This window comes from Enterobacter sp. 5-4, assembly GCF_000612205.1.
In the GTDB taxonomy this organism is placed as follows: domain Bacteria; phylum Pseudomonadota; class Gammaproteobacteria; order Enterobacterales; family Enterobacteriaceae; genus Enterobacter; species Enterobacter roggenkampii.
In genome coordinates this window covers 215,481-232,429 of the sequence record NZ_JFHW01000019.1, presented here as the reverse complement: position 1 = coordinate 232,429, position 16,949 = coordinate 215,481, and the positions used below count along the sequence as shown (strand labels likewise).

General features: G+C 55.8%; 15 protein-coding genes. 9 read left to right on the top strand and 6 right to left on the bottom strand.

Annotation, left to right across the window (positions count from 1 at the left end):
• Positions 1–56 precede the first annotated feature (56 nt).
• The 4 genes from kduD (at position 57) to AA74_RS0111485 (ending at position 4,662) form a co-directional block, all read left to right on the top strand.
• Positions 57–818 carry a 2-dehydro-3-deoxy-D-gluconate 5-dehydrogenase KduD gene (gene kduD / locus AA74_RS0111500; RefSeq protein ID WP_023326012.1) on the top strand — a complete coding sequence of 254 codons (762 nt, stop codon included), beginning with the start codon at positions 57–59 and terminating at the stop codon, positions 816–818.
• Positions 819–1,111: 293 nt separating this feature from the next.
• A complete protein-coding gene (locus tag AA74_RS0111495) occupies positions 1,112–2,545 on the top strand; it encodes a sugar porter family MFS transporter (protein ID WP_256378578.1) in 1,434 nt (477 codons plus the stop codon).
• Positions 2,546–2,754: 209 nt separating this feature from the next.
• Entirely contained in the window at positions 2,755–3,879 is a 1,125-nt protein-coding gene (gene wzz(fepE), locus AA74_RS0111490; protein ID WP_025912419.1) for an LPS O-antigen length regulator Wzz(fepE), read from the top strand.
• 90 nt (positions 3,880–3,969) lie between these two features.
• Positions 3,970–4,662, top strand: coding sequence for an aspartate/glutamate racemase (locus AA74_RS0111485; RefSeq protein ID WP_025912418.1), 693 nt, complete (start codon positions 3,970–3,972; stop codon positions 4,660–4,662).
• Here the strand turns inward: AA74_RS0111485 and AA74_RS0111480 are convergent.
• Positions 4,657–5,583: a LysR family transcriptional regulator gene (locus AA74_RS0111480; protein WP_008499676.1), complete on the bottom strand. Its 927-nt coding sequence runs from the start codon at positions 5,581–5,583 to the stop codon at positions 4,657–4,659. The two genes, AA74_RS0111485 and AA74_RS0111480, sit on opposite strands and share 6 nt — an antisense overlap.
• 121 nt (positions 5,584–5,704) lie before the next feature.
• Between AA74_RS0111480 and lysA the strand changes: the two genes are divergently transcribed.
• Positions 5,705–6,967, top strand: a complete 1,263-nt coding sequence (gene lysA, locus AA74_RS0111475; RefSeq protein WP_025912417.1) for a diaminopimelate decarboxylase — start codon at positions 5,705–5,707, stop codon at positions 6,965–6,967.
• Here the strand turns inward: lysA and AA74_RS0111470 are convergent.
• On the bottom strand, positions 6,937–7,974 hold the full coding sequence (locus AA74_RS0111470; protein WP_025912416.1) for a LacI family DNA-binding transcriptional regulator: 1,038 nt from the start codon (positions 7,972–7,974) through the stop codon (positions 6,937–6,939). The genes lysA and AA74_RS0111470 overlap by 31 nt on opposite strands.
• Before the next feature lie 220 nt (positions 7,975–8,194).
• Between AA74_RS0111470 and AA74_RS0111465 the strand changes: the two genes are divergently transcribed.
• Positions 8,195–8,680: a GNAT family N-acetyltransferase gene (locus tag AA74_RS0111465; RefSeq protein WP_025912415.1), complete on the top strand. Its 486-nt coding sequence runs from the start codon at positions 8,195–8,197 to the stop codon at positions 8,678–8,680.
• On the opposite strand, the gene galR is transcribed toward AA74_RS0111465, so the two are convergent.
• Positions 8,641–9,657, bottom strand: coding sequence for an HTH-type transcriptional regulator GalR (galR, locus tag AA74_RS0111460; protein ID WP_021242019.1), 1,017 nt, complete (start codon positions 9,655–9,657; stop codon positions 8,641–8,643). The genes AA74_RS0111465 and galR overlap by 40 nt on opposite strands.
• A gap of 425 nt (positions 9,658–10,082) precedes the next feature.
• Between galR and aas the strand changes: the two genes are divergently transcribed.
• Together aas and lplT are read left to right on the top strand one after the other, a co-directional pair.
• Complete coding sequence (aas, locus tag AA74_RS0111455; protein WP_008499671.1) at positions 10,083–12,242, top strand: bifunctional acyl-ACP--phospholipid O-acyltransferase/long-chain-fatty-acid--ACP ligase; 2,160 nt, start codon at positions 10,083–10,085, stop codon at positions 12,240–12,242.
• Positions 12,235–13,428 (top strand): lysophospholipid transporter LplT, encoded by a 1,194-nt coding sequence (lplT, locus tag AA74_RS0111450; protein ID WP_023294477.1) that lies wholly within the window; start codon positions 12,235–12,237, stop codon positions 13,426–13,428. The genes aas and lplT overlap by 8 nt, the downstream gene beginning before the upstream one ends.
• 92 nt (positions 13,429–13,520) lie before the next feature.
• Here lplT and AA74_RS0111445 read toward each other — a convergent pair whose 3' ends face one another.
• The 3 genes from AA74_RS0111445 to mutH all read right to left on the bottom strand — a co-directional run bounded on the left by AA74_RS0111445 (position 13,521) and on the right by mutH (position 15,732).
• Positions 13,521–14,561 carry an NADP(H)-dependent aldo-keto reductase gene (locus tag AA74_RS0111445; RefSeq protein ID WP_023294476.1) on the bottom strand — a complete coding sequence of 347 codons (1,041 nt, stop codon included), beginning with the start codon at positions 14,559–14,561 and terminating at the stop codon, positions 13,521–13,523.
• Positions 14,562–14,692: 131 nt separating this feature from the next.
• The gene (locus AA74_RS01000000122155; RefSeq protein ID WP_008499668.1) at positions 14,693–14,911 is read right to left on the bottom strand and encodes a YgdI/YgdR family lipoprotein; all 219 of its coding nucleotides are present in this window, start codon (positions 14,909–14,911) and stop codon (positions 14,693–14,695) included.
• 128 nt (positions 14,912–15,039) lie between these two features.
• Positions 15,040–15,732 carry a DNA mismatch repair endonuclease MutH gene (mutH, locus tag AA74_RS0111435; protein WP_021242015.1) on the bottom strand — a complete coding sequence of 231 codons (693 nt, stop codon included), beginning with the start codon at positions 15,730–15,732 and terminating at the stop codon, positions 15,040–15,042.
• A 683-nt stretch (positions 15,733–16,415) separates the two neighbouring features.
• Here mutH and rppH point away from each other — a divergent pair.
• Complete coding sequence (gene rppH / locus AA74_RS0111430; protein WP_013098553.1) at positions 16,416–16,946, top strand: RNA pyrophosphohydrolase; 531 nt, start codon at positions 16,416–16,418, stop codon at positions 16,944–16,946.
• The last annotated feature ends 3 nt before the right edge of the window (positions 16,947–16,949 follow it).

Here is a 16,949-nt window from a genome sequence, read left to right as displayed (position 1 = left end):
CAGTGACGCATAAACCTGCCTGTGAGTGACAGGCTCTGAAAGAGTAAGGAATAAACATGATTCTGGATGCATTCTCTCTGCAGGGGAAAGTGGCGGTGGTTTCCGGGTGTGACACCGGGCTGGGTCAGGGGATGGCGTTAGGCCTGGCGGAAGCGGGCTGCGATATCGTCGGAATTAATATCGTTGAACCGACGGAAACCCTCGAGCGCGTGACGGCCCTGGGCCGCCGCTTCCTGAGCCTGACCGCCGACCTGCGTAAAATCGATGCCATTCCTGAACTGCTGGATCGCGCGGTGGCGGAATTCGGTCACATCGACATTCTGGTCAACAACGCCGGGCTGATTCGCCGTGAAGATGCGATCAACTTCAGCGAGCGCGACTGGGACGACGTGATGGATCTGAACATCAAGAGCGTATTTTTCATGTCCCAGGCGGCGGCAAAGCACTTTATGGCGCAGGGGAACGGCGGCAAGATCGTGAATATTGCCTCCATGCTCTCATTCCAGGGGGGTATCCGCGTGCCGTCTTACACCGCCTCCAAAAGCGCCGTGATGGGCGTGACCCGCCTGCTGGCAAACGAGTGGGCGAAACACAACATCAATGTGAATGCGATTGCGCCGGGTTACATGGCGACCAACAACACGCAGCAGCTGCGTGCGGACGAGCAGCGTAGCGCGGAAATCCTCGACCGCATTCCGGCGGGGCGCTGGGGGCTTCCGGGCGATCTGATGGGGCCGGTGGTCTTTCTGGCCTCGTCCGCATCGGACTATATCAACGGCTACACCGTGGCGGTCGATGGCGGCTGGCTGGCGCGATAGCCCGCATCGGGTCTGGACCTCTGCTTTTGGGCAGAGGTTTTTTTTGCTTAAAAATTGTCAAAATCCATATGGATAAACACGGAAAATCCATACTAAAAAGTCATGAACGACAGTCATCACACTTTTAATCTTTAAAAATTAGGTGATTAGTAAAAGCATGTGATTATTCAGCGTTAGTTGAAATTGTAATGTCCATCACAGAACGCTATGTAGCAGCGAAATAATCCATATCTTCACCTTTTCCCGCCTGACACTTTTTCTCGCTATCTCGTAATTTCACTTAACGAATTTCACTGTTCAGGCAGGAAAATATGACATCTATAAATGACTCTACCCTAAAGCCCGCTGCGCTGCGTGATACTCGCCGCATGAACCAGTTTGTCTCTATTGCCGCCGCCGTGGCGGGCCTGTTATTTGGACTGGATATTGGCGTCATTGCCGGTGCATTGCCCTTTATTACCGATCACTTTACCCTGAGCAGCCGCCTGCAGGAGTGGGTGGTCAGCAGCATGATGCTCGGCGCGGCCATCGGCGCGCTGTTCAACGGCTGGCTCTCGTTTCGCCTGGGGCGCAAATACAGCCTGATGGCAGGGGCGATTCTTTTTGTCGCCGGCTCCATTGGCTCCGCCTTTGCCGCAAACGTTGAGGTTCTGCTGCTTTCCCGCGTGCTGCTGGGCGTGGCGGTGGGGATTGCCTCCTACACGGCACCGCTTTATCTCTCCGAAATGGCGAGCGAGAACGTGCGCGGGAAGATGATCAGCATGTATCAGCTGATGGTCACGCTCGGTATCGTGCTGGCGTTTCTGTCTGACACCTACTTCAGCTACAGCGGCAACTGGCGCGCAATGCTCGGCGTGCTGGCGCTGCCAGCGGTGGTGCTGATTGTCTTAGTGATTTTCCTGCCGAACAGCCCGCGCTGGCTGGCGCAAAAAGGGCGCCACGTGGAGGCGGAAGAGGTGCTGCGCATGCTGCGCGATACCTCTGAAAAAGCCCGCGAGGAGCTGAACGAGATCCGCGAAAGCCTGAAGCTCAAGCAGGGGGGCTGGGCGCTGTTTAAAATCAACCGCAACGTGCGCCGGGCGGTCTTCCTCGGCATGCTGCTGCAGGCGATGCAGCAGTTCACCGGCATGAACATCATCATGTACTACGCGCCGCGCATTTTCAAAATGGCGGGGTTCACCACCACCGAACAGCAGATGATCGCCACCCTGGTGGTCGGGCTGACCTTCATGTTTGCCACCTTTATTGCCGTATTCACCGTGGACAAGGCGGGCCGCAAACCGGCGCTGAAAATTGGCTTCAGCGTGATGGCGCTCGGCACGCTGATCCTCGGCTACTGCCTGATGCAGTTTGATAACGGCACGGCTTCCAGCGGACTCTCCTGGCTTTCTGTCGGGATGACCATGATGTGTATCGCAGGTTACGCGATGAGCGCCGCGCCGGTGGTGTGGATCCTGTGCTCCGAAATTCAGCCGCTCAAATGCCGCGACTTTGGCATCACCTGTTCCACGACCACCAACTGGGTATCGAACATGATCATCGGCGCGACTTTCCTGACGCTGCTGGACGCGATTGGTGCAGCGGGAACGTTCTGGCTCTATACGGTGCTGAACGTGGCATTTATTGGCGTCACGTTCTGGCTGATTCCAGAAACCAAAGGCGTGACGCTGGAACACATCGAGCGCAAGCTGATGGCCGGGGAGAAGCTGCGGAATATTGGCGTGTGATCGGATTGCCTGTTTACATGTTTAACCTGTGCCGGAGGTGGAAAAGGGAGATTAATCACAATCATAACGTGATGAAACTCACTACTAACTCTGGCAGGGGTAGTCAGATAATGGCGTTTGGAATTAGGATTTTTCTTAATCTATTGTATTATTGAGCCACAGCGATCAATGAACAAAGATGCGTAGCATCAAGAGAAAGAAGAATTCCTATGTCAGAAATGGATTTCAAAAAAAGCACAGATATTGATTTCCCCCATTATTCCACCCGTAACGAACACGCTAAAGAAATAGATCTTTTAGGTTTATTAGCGGTTTTAGCGGCGGCTAAAAAGCGCATCGTGGCCGTTACCCTTGCTTTTGCTCTCGTGGGGCTGGCCATTTCATTTTTGCTGCCGCAAAAATGGACCAGTAAAGCGGTGATCACCCCGGCAGAACAGTCGCAGTGGAACCCGCTGCGCCAGATGATGGTGGCGTTACAGGTGCTGGATGTGGACGTGAAGATTACCCGTCCGGAAGTCTTTGATCTTTTTATTAAAAAGTTTCAGTCGCAGTCATTGCTTGAAGAGTATCTGAAATCCTCTTCTTACGTGATGTCGCAGCTTAAAGACGCTGAGGTGGATCCGCTTGAGCTGCATCGGGCGATAGTCAATATCTCAGACAGAATGAAAGCGGTGAATAACGATCAGGGAAAAGACGCGGATAAAACCCCCTATATCTCCTGGACATTAAACTTCACTGCGCCGACAGCAGGCGATGCGCAATCCGTTCTGGAGGGATACATCAATTATATCGCGGCTATTGTTGAGAAAGAGACAGTGCAGAATATCCGCAACCAGATCGCGCTGAAAACGAAAGTCGTTGAGCAGCAGCTAGAGCTGGATCGCGTCCGTTTGACCAATATTCACAATACCAACCTGCAGCGGCTGAATTATTCCCTGGAAGTCGCGAATGCCGCCGGCATCAAGAAGCCGGTCTACAGCAACGGGCAGGCGGTAAAAGACGATCCGGATTACTCTGTTGCGCTCGGTGCTGACGGTATCGCGCAAAAGCTGCAGATTGAAAAAAATCTCAAGGACGTGACCGAGCTGAATGCGGATTTCCAGAACCGGGAATATTATCTGGCGCAGTTGAAAAAGCTCTCCTTTGCGGATGTTAAACTTGAGCCATTCCGGTACCAGCTCTCTCCCTCCATGCCGGTGAAAAAGGATGGTCCAGGCAAGGCCCTGATTGTCGTTCTGGCGGCGCTCCTGGGGGCACTGTTTGCCTGCAGTAGCGTTTTACTGCGCGAGGCGATGCTCACCCGTAATCCACTCCCCGAGCCGGTGACGGAATAAACCCTGCAGATTAACAAGGCGCTCAAGAGAGCGCCTTTTTTTATTGGCACCGGTTGTGTTAAAAGAAGAAATCAACGAAAAGGAGGGATGATGAAAACGATCGGCCTGTTAGGTGGAATGAGCTGGGAATCGACAATCCCTTATTATCGCCTGATTAACGAAGGGGTTAAGCAGCGTCTGGGGGGGCTGCACTCCGCAAGCCTGCTGCTCCACAGCGTTGATTTTCATGAAATCGAAGCCTGCCAGTCGAGCGGCGAGTGGGATAAAGCCGGGGCGATCCTGGCCCAGGCGGCGCTGGGGCTGGAGCGGGCTGGGGCCGAGGGGATATTGCTTTGTACCAATACCATGCACAAGGTGGCATCGCATATTGAGAACCGCTGCTCGCTGCCGTTCCTGCATATCGCTGACGCGACCGGGCGCGCAATTGCGGCATCCGGGATGCGCCGCGTAGCGCTGCTGGGCACGCGCTACACCATGGAGCAGGATTTCTATCGCGGGCGTTTGCGCAGCGAGTTTGGGATCGAAAGCCTGATCCCTGAAGAAGAAGACCGGGTGCGCATCAATCAGATTATCTTTGACGAGCTCTGTCTCGGCACCTTCAGCGAAACCTCCCGCGCCTTCTACGTCAGCGTCATCGAAAAACTCGCGCAGCAGGGGGCAGAAGGGGTGATCTTCGGCTGCACGGAGATCGGTTTGCTGGTAACCGTTGAGCGAAGCCCTCTTCCGGTATTTGATACCACCGCTATCCATGCTGCGGATGCCGTGGCGTTTATGCTGTCATAGTGGGTCCTGCAGGTCAGGTAAGCGAAGCGCCACCTGACGCGCGTGCTCCATGACGTGTTCGGTGAAAGCATCCACCAGCGCGGAAGCCGGACGGTGTAGCGGACGGATCAGGCTCACGGTGAACGGGACGGACACGCTAAAGCGGCGGATGACGATCCCGCTTCCCGCATAATCCAGTGCCGTGAGTGGATTGACCACCGCGACGCCGACGCCGGCACGCACCATCGCGCAAATCGAGGCCGCGCTGTGCGTTTCCACCGCCATTCGCCGTTTGACCTGATGCTCGGCAAACAGGGTATCCAGCAGCTGTCTGTAACTGTCGGTCTGCGACAGGCTGATGTAGTTTTCCCCGTGGAAATCCTCCGGCGTGAGCACCGCCTTACCGGCAAGCCGATGCCCGGCGGGCAGAACGCACACTTCATCTAACGAGAGCAGCTCCGTGCGCGCCGTGCCCGCTGGGGTGGTGAGGGTTTCGGTTAGCCCTAAATCATGGCGCTGTGCCGAAAGCCACTCTTCAAGCAGAGGTGATTCCTGCGGCACGATGGTGAGGCTGACCTCAGGATAGCGGGCCAGAAAGGGCTGGAGCAGCATCGGCAAAAAGGATTGCGAAAAGACGGGCAGGCAGACGATCGACAGCTCGCCCTGGCGAAACTCGCGCAGGCTTTCCGCGGCACTTACTATTCTGTCCAGCCCGTACCAGGAGCGCTGAACTTCCTCGAACAGGCGTAACCCTTGTACCGTCGGGTGAAGCCGGCCCCGGGTGCGTTCGAACAGCTTCAGCCCCAGCACTTTCTCGAAGCGCGCCAGCTCGCGGCTCACCGTCGGCTGCGAGGTGTGCAGCATCTGTGCGGCTTCGGTGAGATTGCCGGTGGTCATCACGGCGTGAAAAATCTCGATATGGCGTAAATTAACGGCGGGCATAGGGCACCTGAAAGCAGAGAACTGTCCATATCATTTTTGCATAGACTCGCGATAAAACGATATTTTTTATTCTCTTTGCGCTGTGGCGTAATCATCAAAACGCATTTATCCGGAGAAGACCATGCCACGCCCGCTGAACCAGACTGATACCGATTTGAACGCCGACAACCTGCTGCGCCTGCCTGCCGAGTTTGGCTGTCCGGTGTGGGTCTACGACGCGCAGATTGTCCGCGAGAAGATCGCCGCCCTGCATCAGTTCGACGTGGTGCGTTTTGCCCAGAAGGCCTGCTCCAATATTCATATTCTGCGCCTGATGCGCGAGCAGGGCGTGAAGGTTGACTCCGTTTCACTCGGCGAAATCGAGCGCGCGCTGGTAGCCGGATACGATCCGAAAGCCGACAGCGACGCGATCGTCTTTACTGCCGATGTGATCGACGATGCGACGCTGGCGCGCGTTCACGAACTGCAGATCCCGGTAAATGCCGGTTCTGTGGATATGCTCGAGCAGCTCGGTCAGGTTTCTCCCGGCCACCGCGTCTGGCTGCGCGTGAACCCGGGCTTTGGCCATGGCCACAGCCAAAAAACCAATACCGGCGGCGAAAACAGCAAGCACGGGATCTGGTATGCCGACATGCCTGCCGCGCTGGAGGTGTTACAGCGCTACAACCTGAAGCTGGTGGGCATTCATATGCACATTGGCTCTGGGGTGGATTACGGCCACCTGGAACAGGTGTGCGGCGCGATGGTGCGTCAGGTTGTTGACTTCGGTCAGGATCTGAAGGCGATCTCTGCGGGCGGTGGTCTCTCCATTCCTTATCGCGAAGGGGAAGAGGCGATCGATACCGATCACTATTACGGTCTGTGGAGCGCCGCGCGCGATCAAATTGCCGCGCATCTGGGCCACGCGGTGAAGCTGGAAATTGAGCCGGGTCGTTTCCTGGTGGCGGAAGCCGGCGTGCTGGTTTCGCAGGTCCGCAGCGTGAAAGAGATGGGGTCTCGCCACTTCGTCTTGATTGATGCAGGCTTTAACGACCTGATGCGTCCGTCCATGTACGGCAGCTATCACCACATTACCACCCTGGCTGCCGACGGCCGCGATTTAACGCAGGCGCCGCGCGTTGAGACGGTCGTTGCGGGGCCGCTGTGCGAATCGGGTGACGTGTTTACCCAGCAGGAGGGCGGCAAAGTGGAAACCCGCGCGCTGCCAGAGGTTAAGCCGGGTGATTATCTTGTGCTGCACGACACCGGTGCCTACGGGGCGTCTATGTCCTCTAACTACAATAGCCGCCCGCTGCTGCCGGAAGTGCTGTTTGATAATGGCAAGGCGCGGCTGATCCGCCGTCGCCAGACCATTCAGGAACTGCTGGCTTTAGAACTCATCTGATGAAAGTACGGCCCCGTTGTGACCGAATCGCGTAACACCAGCGTGCCGGTAAACGGCGGGATGGCATCGACCGGCTGGTTTCTTGCCAGCCGGATCGCCTGATCGATGGCGGTGACAATCATATTGTCGATGGGCAGATAAACCGACGAGAGCGCAGGCTCCAGCCATTTCGCGCTTGGGGCATCATCAAAGCCGAACAGGGAGATATCCTGCGGGATTTTCAGCCCCGCCTGGTGCAACGCTTTGGACGCCCCCAGCGCCATATCGTCGTTACAGGCAAACAGGGCGCTAAACGGTACTCGGTCGGCAATCAATTCCTTGCAAAGCTCGTATCCCCGCGTCATTCCTGCATCGCCGTACTTTATCCGACGCTCGTCCAGACGGATACCGTGCTTTTCCAGCGCTTTGCGATAGCCCATCAGCCGCGCTTTACCCGTGGGAGTGTGGATCGGGACGGTGATACAGGCGATCTCCCGATGGCCCTGGCCGATCAGGTAATCCACGGCCTTGAATGCGGCATCCTGCTGTTCGAAGAACACGCAGCGATCCGGCGCCTGGCTCACTTCACGGTTAATGACCACCAGCGGCGTTTTTACGGTGTTCATCAGTTTGACGATCGCTTTTTCGCTCATGTAGCGCGTGTAAAGCACGATGGCATCGCACTGGCGATCGGCCAGCATCTGCACCGCCTGCTCTTCCTGTTCCGGCGCGTCGTGACCGTCGGTGACGATCAGCTGTTTCCCGTGAGTTTCGGTCTGCCGCGACGCCTGCTGGAGAAGGCGGCCAAAATAAAAGCCGTCAAAGGTCGAGACGACCAGACCAATGCTGTTGCTGGTCTGGTTAGCCAGCGAGCGCGCGAGAAAGTTCGGGCGATAGCCCAGCTCTTCCATCGCAGCAAACACCTGCTGACGCGTACTCTCTTTTACCTGACCTGTGCCGTTCAGCACGCGCGATACCGTGGCCTTCGACACGCCCGCGCGCAGTGATACATCCAGCATTGTTGCCATTCTATATTCCTGCTTCCACGTAACGATCTGCAGTTTACCACAGAGCTTATGCCGTATAAGCGATGCGGGAAGCGCAAAAACTCTGCCACGATCACGCTTTTTGGTAACGATTCGTCCGGCCAGCCTGAAGTCAAACTCAATAGCCTGACTCTGGTAAGATAATCACCGAACCGGGCTGGAGCATCAGGCCAGTAAATACATGAGAAAATGCAGGTGAAACATGAATAAGGCTGTCATCCTCCCGCTTTACAAGGCGCCACACTTCGCAGAGCAGGTTACCGACTGGATCTGGCAGGCCTTTGGCGAAGGGCTTCCTCGGGCATTTTTCCACAGCATTGTTGAGCACAGCCAGACGCCTGGGGCATTACCGTTGACGTTTATTGCCGTTGACGGCGAACAGCTTCTTGGCACGGTGGGACTCTGGCGCTGCGATTTGATCACTCGTCAGGATCTCTGTCCGTGGCTGGCGGCGCTCTACGTTGACGACGCGGCGCGAGGCAAGGGGCTTGCGGGAGAACTTCAGCGGCATGTTATCGCTTACGCCGCGCAGTCCGGGTATGAGGAGCTCCATCTCTGGTCTGCCTGCCGCGACTTTTACGAACGTTACGGCTGGCAGTATATCGGTGATGGGCTGGAATACCCCAACACGCGGGTGCACCTCTACCGTTATTCGCTCTGCGCTTCTGCAGGCGACGCAACGGAGTGACGACGGACCAGCGTCGGGCTAAACAGATGGGTAATTTCCGGCGGCTGGCGCTGTTCAGCCAGCGCTAGCGCCAGCTCGGCGGCCTGCGTTGCCATGGTGATGATCGGGTAGCGCACGGTGGTCAGACGCGGGCGAACGTAGCGGGAGACCAGCACGTCGTCGAAGCCAATCAGCGAAATTTCTGCCGGTACCTCAATTCCGTTGTCATTCAACACCCCCATTGCCCCTGCGGCCATAGAGTCGTTATAGCTGGCAACCGCCGTGAAATTCCGTCCGCGGCCCAGCAGTTCGGTCATGGCCTGTTCACCGCCGCTCTCGTCCGGTTCGCCGTAGGCCACCAGACGGTCATTACACGGCAGCCCGTTTTCACGCAGGGCATCGTAGTAGCCCTGCAGACGGTCTTCCGCATCAGAAATGGGGTGATTGGAACAGAGATAGCCAATCCGGGTATGGCCCTGCTGAATCAGGTGCCGCGTGGCAAGCCAGGCGCCGTAGCGGTCGTCGAGGGCCACACAGCGTTTCTCAAAGCCGGGAATGATGCGGTTGATAATCACCATTCCGGGCATCTGCTTCATCAGGTGAATCAGTTCGGCATCCGGGATCATTTTAGCGTGAACCACCAGCGCCGCGCAGCGGTGGCGGATCAGCTGTTCAATGGCCTGGCGTTCCTTTTGTTCGTTATGATAGCCATTGCCGATCAGCAAAAAATTGCCTGTCTGATAGGAAACCTGTTCAACCGCTTTCACCATGGCGCCGAAAAAGGGATCAGAAACATCGCCCACCACCAGACCAATCGTTTCTGTGGACTGTTGGGCGAGCGCGCGAGCGTTGGCATTGGGATGATAATTCAGGGATTCCATGGCGCTTTGTACCGCCTGACGTGATGCGTCACTGGCCTTTGGTGAATCATTAATCACGCGCGAGACGGTTGCCACCGACACGCCCGCCAGACGGGCCACATCCTTTATTGTCGCCATTCATTACCTTCTTATTGGGGGTAAGCGTTTACACACCAAATAGTGTTGCGGAAAAGCGGCGTGCATTCAAGGGGAGCGGATTTCCGCTCTCCACAAACGTGACGCAGCACACCCCTGGCGGTGTAATCGTTACACGCCCAGTCATGTCTGAAAAATGTGAATCTGAACCTTTAGTTACACTTTGCCTCAGGCTGTTGCGATTGTCCGATAGCAAGGGCGTTAAAGAGGTTGATACAGTTGAGATCCCAGAGGTATTGATTGGTGAGAATTCTTAGTACGGTTTCGTACTCATCTCTTGCACCAACCTGCGCGGATGCGCAGGTTTTTTTTCGCCTCCACTTTTGCTGTCGCTCCCTTATCACTTCTCGTGTAATCTGCCACCATTTACTAATAACCCTCCACACTGGCTGGCAAAGGGAGTTGAGATGCTATTTGGGTTCTTCCGTACGCTTTTCCGTATTCTTTTTCGCATCCGCATCACTGGCGACACCCGGGCGCTTAGCGGCGAACGCGTTTTGATCACACCAAACCATGTTTCCTTTATAGACGGCATCCTGCTGGCGCTGTTTTTGCCCGTGCGTCCGGTGTTTGCGGTGTATACCTCCATCAGCCAGCAGTGGTATATGCGCTGGCTCTCGCCGCTGATTGATTTTGTGCCGCTCGACCCGACAAAGCCGATGATGATTAAGCATCTGGTACGTCTGGTCGAGCAGGGGCGCCCGGTGGTCATTTTCCCTGAAGGACGGATCTCCGTGACCGGTTCGCTGATGAAAATCTACGACGGCGCGGGGTTTGTTGCGGCGAAGTCAAAAGCGACCGTGGTGCCGCTGCGTATTGAAGGCGCGGAGCTGACCCATTTCAGCCGTCTGAAGGGGCTGGTGAAGCAGCGTCTGTTCCCCAAAATCACGCTGCATATCCTGCCGCCAACGTCATTACCGATGCCCGACGCGCCGCGTGCCCGCGATCGCCGTAAAATCGCCGGGGAAATGCTGCATCAGATCATGATGGAAGCGCGTATGGCCGTGCGCCCGCGCGAAACGCTCTACGAATCCCTGCTTTCCGCGCAGTACCGCTATGGCGCGAAGAAAAACTGCATCGAAGACATCAACTTTACTCCGGATACCTATCGCAAGCTGCTGACCAAAACCCTGTTTGTGGGCCGTATTCTGGAGAAGTACAGCAAAAAGGGCGAAAAGATTGGACTGATGCTGCCTAACGCGGGCATCAGCGCGGCGGTGATTTTCGGTGCGGTTTCCCGGGGCCGTATTCCGGCGATGATGAACTACACGGCGGGCGTGAAGGGGCTGACCAGCGCGATAACCGCTGCGCAAATCAATACCGTATTCACCTCCCGCCAGTTCCTGGACAAAGGCAAGCTCTGGCATCTTCCCGAGCAGCTCACTCAGGTGCGCTGGGTCTTCCTGGAGGATCTGAAAGCGGACGTGACCACCGGCGACAAGCTGTGGATTTTTGCGCATCTGCTGATGCCGCGTCTGGCCCAGGTCAAACAGCAGCCGGAAGATGACGCGATTATCCTCTTCACGTCGGGATCGGAGGGCAACCCGAAAGGCGTCGTCCACAGCCACAAGAGCATTCTGGCGAACGTCGAGCAAATTAAAAGCATCGCCGACTTTACCGCGAACGACCGCTTTATGTCGGCGCTGCCGCTGTTCCACTCCTTTGGCCTGACGGTGGGGCTGTTCACGCCGCTGCTGACCGGTGCAGAAGTGTTCCTTTACCCAAGCCCGCTGCATTACCGCATCGTGCCGGAGCTGGTGTATGACCGTAACTGTACCGTTCTGTTCGGGACCTCTACCTTCCTGGGGAACTATGCGCGTTTCGCCAATCCGTATGACTTCTATCGCGTGCGGTACGTGGTGGCTGGCGCAGAAAAACTGCAGGAGAGCACGCGTCAGATCTGGCAGGACAAGTTTGGTCTGCGCATTCTCGAAGGCTATGGCGTGACCGAGTGTGCGCCCGTGGTCTCGATTAACGTGCCGATGGCGGCGAAACCGGGCACGGTTGGCCGAATTCTGCCGGGGATGGACGCGCGTCTGCTGGCGGTGCCGGGCATTGAGGACGGTGGCCGTCTGCAGCTGAAAGGGCCAAACGTGATGAACGGGTATCTGCGCGTGGAAAATCCGGGCGTGCTGGAAGCGCCGACGGCGGAGAACGTCAACGGCGAGGTTGAAACCGGCTGGTACGACACCGGCGATATCGTCCGCTTTGATGAACAAGGCTTTGTACAGATCCAGGGACGCGCAAAACGCTTCGCCAAAATTGCCGGTGAAATGGTCTCTCTGGAAATGGTTGAGCAACTGGCGACGGCCGTGTCTGCCGAGAAGATGCACGCTACCGTCGTGAAGAGCGATGCCAGCAAAGGTGAGGCGCTGGTACTGTTTACGACCGACAGTGAGCTTAAGCGCGACAGATTACTGAGCTATGCACGCGAACACGGTATTCCTGAACTGGCCGTGCCGCGCGATATTCGCTACCTAAAACAGCTCCCGGTGCTGGGCAGCGGGAAGCCCGATTTCGTGACCCTGAAAGGCATGGTTGAAGAGGCGGAACAGCAAAATGCGTGAGTCAGTACACACTAACACATCCCTCAGGTCGAAAGGCATGATGGCCGTCATCGCCGCGCAGTTTCTCTCTGCGTTCGGTGATAACGCGCTGCTGTTTGCCACGCTGGCGCTGCTGAAAGCCGAGTTTTACCCCGACTGGAGTCAGCCGATCCTGCAGATGGTGTTTGTGGGCGCTTACATTATCTTTGCTCCGTTTGTGGGGCAGGTGGCGGACAGCTTCCCGAAAGGCCGGGTGATGATGTTTGCCAACGGCCTCAAGCTGCTGGGGGCGGCCAGCATTTGCTTTGGCTTCAATCCGTTTATTGGCTATACGCTGGTGGGCATTGGGGCCGCCGCTTACTCGCCGGCGAAGTACGGCATCCTCGGAGAGCTGACCACCGGGGATAAGCTGGTCAAAGCCAACGGCCTGATGGAATCGTCAACCATTGCCGCTATTCTGCTCGGATCCGTCGCGGGCGGCGTGCTGGCCGACTGGCATGTGCTGGCGGCACTGGGCGTGTGTGCGGTGGTGTATGGCGGGGCGGTCGTGGCGAACCTGTTTATTCCGAAGCTGCCGGTGGCTCGCCCGGGCCAGTCCTGGCGCGTTAAACCAATGACCGGCAGCTTCTTTACTGCCTGCCGCGTGCTGTGGCGTAACGGTGAAACGCGTTTCTCCCTGATGGGGACCAGTATGTTCTGGGGCGCGGGCGTTACGCTGCGCTTCCTGCTGGTCCTGTGGGTGCCGGTGGCGCTGGGCATTACGGACAACGCGACGCCGACCTATCTTAATGCGATGGTGGCCATCGGCATTGTTGTGGGGGCAGGTGCGGCAGCGAAGCTGGTGACGCTTGAGACGGTTGCACGCTGCATGCCAGCAGGGATCCTGATTGGCGTGGTGGTGCTTATCTTCTCGCTGCAGCATGCGTTATTGCCTGCTTATGCCCTCCTGATCCTGATTGGTATTCTGGGGGGCTTCTTCGTGGTGCCGCTGAACGCGTTACTGCAGGAACGGGGCAAGCAAACCGTCGGGGCGGGGAATGCCATCGCGGTACAAAATCTGGGTGAAAACCTGGCGATGCTGTTAATGCTGGGACTCTACTCGCTGGCGGTAAAAGTGGGTGTGCCGGTGGTGGGGATTGGCGTCGGGTTTGGCGGGCTGTTTGCGATTGCGATTGCAGGCTTGTGGATGTGGCAACGTCGCCGTTGATATATAGCCGGGTGGCGGCTTCGCCTTACCCGGCCTGGGTTTGAGCACCTGCAGGCCCGGTAAGCGTAGCGCCACCGGGCAAAAGTATCAGGCTACGGTGCAGGATAAGTATAAACCTGATGCACCGCTTCAATCTCCGCTAACACCTCTTCACTCAGGTTCAGATGGAAACTCTCAATATTGGTTTTCAGCTGTTCCATCGTGGTTGCGCCCAGCAGGGTACTGGCAACAAACGGCTGACGACGCACGAATGCCAGCGCCATCTGCGCAGGGTCAAGACCGTGACGCTTCGCGATATCCACATAGGCGGCAACGGCTTTCTGCGTCTGCTCGCCGCTGTAGCGGGTAAAGCGGCTAAAGAGGGTATTACGCGCACCGGCCGGTTTCGCACCGTTCAGGTATTTCCCCGTCAGCGTGCCGAAGCCGAGACAGGAGTAGGCGAGCAGCTCCACCTCTTCATACTGCGTCACTTCGGCCAGACCCACTTCATAGCTGCGATTAAGCAGGCTGTACGGGTTCTGGATTGTCACGATACGCGGCAGATCGTGCTTATCCGCCAGGTGCAGATAGCGCATGACCCCAAAGGCCGTTTCGTTAGAGACACCAATGTAGCGGATTTTTCCCGCACGCTGGCATTCGGTCAGCGCTTCCAGCGTTTCCAGTAGCGTCACGGTGGGGGCGCTCTCATTCCAGCTGTAGCCGAGCTTACCAAAGCAGTTGGTTGACCGCTGCGGCCAGTGCACCTGGTAGAGGTCGAGATAGTCGGTTTGCAGACGCTTGAGGCTGGCATCCAGTGCGGCGCGGATATTTTTGCGATCGAGGATCTGGTTCGGGCGGATCCCGGTATCGTTGTTGCGCGCGGGGCCACTGACTTTGGAGGCAATCACCAGCTTTTCACGGTTGCCGCGTTTTGCCAGCCAGTTACCGACGTAGGTTTCGGTAAGTCCCTGCGTCTCAGGACGTGGCGGTACAGGGTACATCTCTGCGACATCAATCAGGTTAATGCCCTGGCTGACAGCGTAATCGAGTTGTGCATGGGCATCGGCTTCGCTGTTTTGTTCACCAAATGTCATCGTGCCCAACCCCAGTTGGCTAATTTCCAGAGCGCTGTGGGGGATACGGTGATAATGCATAGCCGGCTTCCTCAATAGACTTATAGACCGCGTCAGGCCGTGCCCGACAAAGGAATATAAACATGGCAGAGGGGAAGCAAAAGGGGAAGAAAAAAATCAAAAAGGCCAGCAAGCGACTGACCTCTCTCTGTTTATCGCTCGATAATTTGCGAGACTTCGTCGCGATTGATCTGCATTTTATTGCCTTCCTGGTCGCGGTAGCTGACCAGACCGGTATCATCGTCGACTTCGGGTTTACCGTCGGTCAGGATCATTCGACCATCTTTTGTCGCCATGACGTAATCGCTGCTACAGCCCGATACAGCAAACGCTAAACCGACTGCTGACACTAACACTGCCCATTTTTTCATCGTTATCGTCCTCATCTGGCTTGTATCAAATCATAATCTAGTATTAACCCGATATGGCGACTTGAGGAAGCGGTAAAATCTTAAAAAGCAGTCGATTATGTTCGAGAGCTCTCAAAATAAGTAAAAAACTATGTTTTCAACAGGAAATGACGTGCGAGTAGTGCACCGGTGAAATTCTTTTTGAGATAAAAACCGCGCGGCAACGTCAGGATAGGCTCGCCCTGCGCGCCGATTGCCTCGGTAAGTGCTTTACTGTTGGCCGCTTTCGGACGCAGCTGTAATACTTCTCCGTGTCGGGCGGTGATACGCTCTACCTGCCCAAGCACAATCATGTCCATCAGCTCCTCCCAGTCCAGACGCAGCTGATGCTCCTCATCCTCGTCAGGGCTCCAGAGAAGCGGCGCGCCGACGCGTCGGTCGGCCAGGGGGATCTGACGCTCACCCTCAACCGGTACCCACAATACGCGCTTCAGCTTGTGGCGAACGTGGCTGGTTTCCCAGGTTACACCGGTATTGCCGGTTAGTGGCGCAACGCAGACGAAGGTGGTCTCAAGCGGCTTGCCCTGGCGGTCTACAGGGATGGTTTTTAACTCCACGCCAAGGGCTGCAAAATCCTGCTCGGGTTTGCTCCCTGCGCTGGCACCCAGCCACAGCTCCAGCAGCATACCGATCCAGCCTTTATCCCGCTTCAGATCCTTTGGGATCGGAAGCCCGGCCATTGCCGCCAGCTCGCCAAGCGAAAAGCCAGCCAGACGCTGTGCCTGCAGTAGCAACTGGCTCTCGCTGGACGGTGGTGAGAGCAAGGGTGTAAGCGGGTGCATGACGGTAACCTTTTGATTAAAAAATAAACGAAGAAATTGTCCCCTGTGGATAGAGTTTAACTTTTTCTGTACCAATATGACATCTCTATGATTTATAGGATTTTTTATTGGTCTGAAATCGTTCCGCCTGGGTGAGAAAACCGGTTGTTCAAATCTGGTCACTGACAATGAACAGGATCTTACACCATGTTATCCACAGAAAAATGGGATAACTGGGCATAACCCTGACTACTGTTTCCATTTACAGCCTTGACGTGCGATGAAAATCGAATTTTCAAACAAATTGTGACTAACTTATTGGCACAATCTGTGGATAAAACCGACGCTGTTCGATCTTTCATCAGTGCGACGATCCCTGATGTGACGATCGTCACGCTAATCAGTTTTTTGTTTATCTCAATGCATATAACCATATGAAAATAATCATATTAATGGAGTGGGGTATAAAAGGACGTTTTGTGGTACTTGAGGTTGTTCATCGGTAATCAGACACTTCTTCACAACTATATCCACAGAAAAGGTGAATAAAATTCCCTTTGCTGTCTCATATCTGTTTATAACTCCGCACATATTTGTGAGTTATTCAATTGTTATTAGGTTGCAGGCCTGTAAGAGAGTGGTTTACCGCCTCCCTGTAGTGTGAAACAATCATTCATATATAAGGTTTAGTTTGGGGTAGTCCGGTGATTGATGACGATGGCTACCGCCCAAACGTAGGAATAGTAATTTGTAATCGTCAGGGCCAGGTGATGTGGGCCCGTCGATATGGTCAGCACTCCTGGCAGTTCCCGCAAGGCGGGATCAATCCTGGAGAGTCCCCAGAACAAGCGATGTACCGGGAGCTTTTTGAAGAGGTCGGTTTGAGCCGAAAAGATGTTCGCATCCTGGCTTCGACCCGCAACTGGTTGCGTTACAAGTTACCGAAACGTTTGGTGCGTTGGGACACAAAGCCGGTTTGTATCGGCCAGAAACAGAAGTGGTTTCTGTTGCAGTTGGTGGGCAACGATTCAGACATCAATATGCAAACCAGCAGTACGCCGGAGTTCGATGGCTGGCGCTGGGTGAGCTATTGGTATCCTGTTCGTCAGGTCGTGTCATTTAAGCGCGATGTTTACCGTAGGGTGATGAAAGAGTTTGCAAGTGTGGTGATGCAGCTTCAGGAGATCCCGCCTAAGCCGCAGAGCGCACCTGCCTGGCGACGTAAAAGAGGTTAAGCT

Bases quoted from the DNA above. Each gene is read 5' to 3' on its own strand.
- kduD (WP_023326012.1), top strand. From the start codon at position 57: ATGATTCTGGATGCATTCTCTCTGCAGGGGAAAGTGGCGGTGGTTTCC.
- AA74_RS0111485 (WP_025912418.1), top strand. From the start codon at position 3,970: ATGAAAACGATCGGCCTGTTAGGTGGAATGAGCTGGGAATCGACAATC.
- AA74_RS0111480 (WP_008499676.1), bottom strand. From the start codon at position 5,583: ATGCCCGCCGTTAATTTACGCCATATCGAGATTTTTCACGCCGTGATG.
- lysA (WP_025912417.1), top strand. From the start codon at position 5,705: ATGCCACGCCCGCTGAACCAGACTGATACCGATTTGAACGCCGACAAC.
- AA74_RS0111470 (WP_025912416.1), bottom strand. From the start codon at position 7,974: ATGGCAACAATGCTGGATGTATCACTGCGCGCGGGCGTGTCGAAGGCC.
- AA74_RS0111465 (WP_025912415.1), top strand. From the start codon at position 8,195: ATGAATAAGGCTGTCATCCTCCCGCTTTACAAGGCGCCACACTTCGCA.
- galR (WP_021242019.1), bottom strand. From the start codon at position 9,657: ATGGCGACAATAAAGGATGTGGCCCGTCTGGCGGGCGTGTCGGTGGCA.
- aas (WP_008499671.1), top strand. From the start codon at position 10,083: ATGCTATTTGGGTTCTTCCGTACGCTTTTCCGTATTCTTTTTCGCATC.
- lplT (WP_023294477.1), top strand. From the start codon at position 12,235: ATGCGTGAGTCAGTACACACTAACACATCCCTCAGGTCGAAAGGCATG.
- AA74_RS0111445 (WP_023294476.1), bottom strand. From the start codon at position 14,561: ATGCATTATCACCGTATCCCCCACAGCGCTCTGGAAATTAGCCAACTG.
- AA74_RS01000000122155 (WP_008499668.1), bottom strand. From the start codon at position 14,911: ATGAAAAAATGGGCAGTGTTAGTGTCAGCAGTCGGTTTAGCGTTTGCT.
- mutH (WP_021242015.1), bottom strand. From the start codon at position 15,732: ATGCACCCGCTTACACCCTTGCTCTCACCACCGTCCAGCGAGAGCCAG.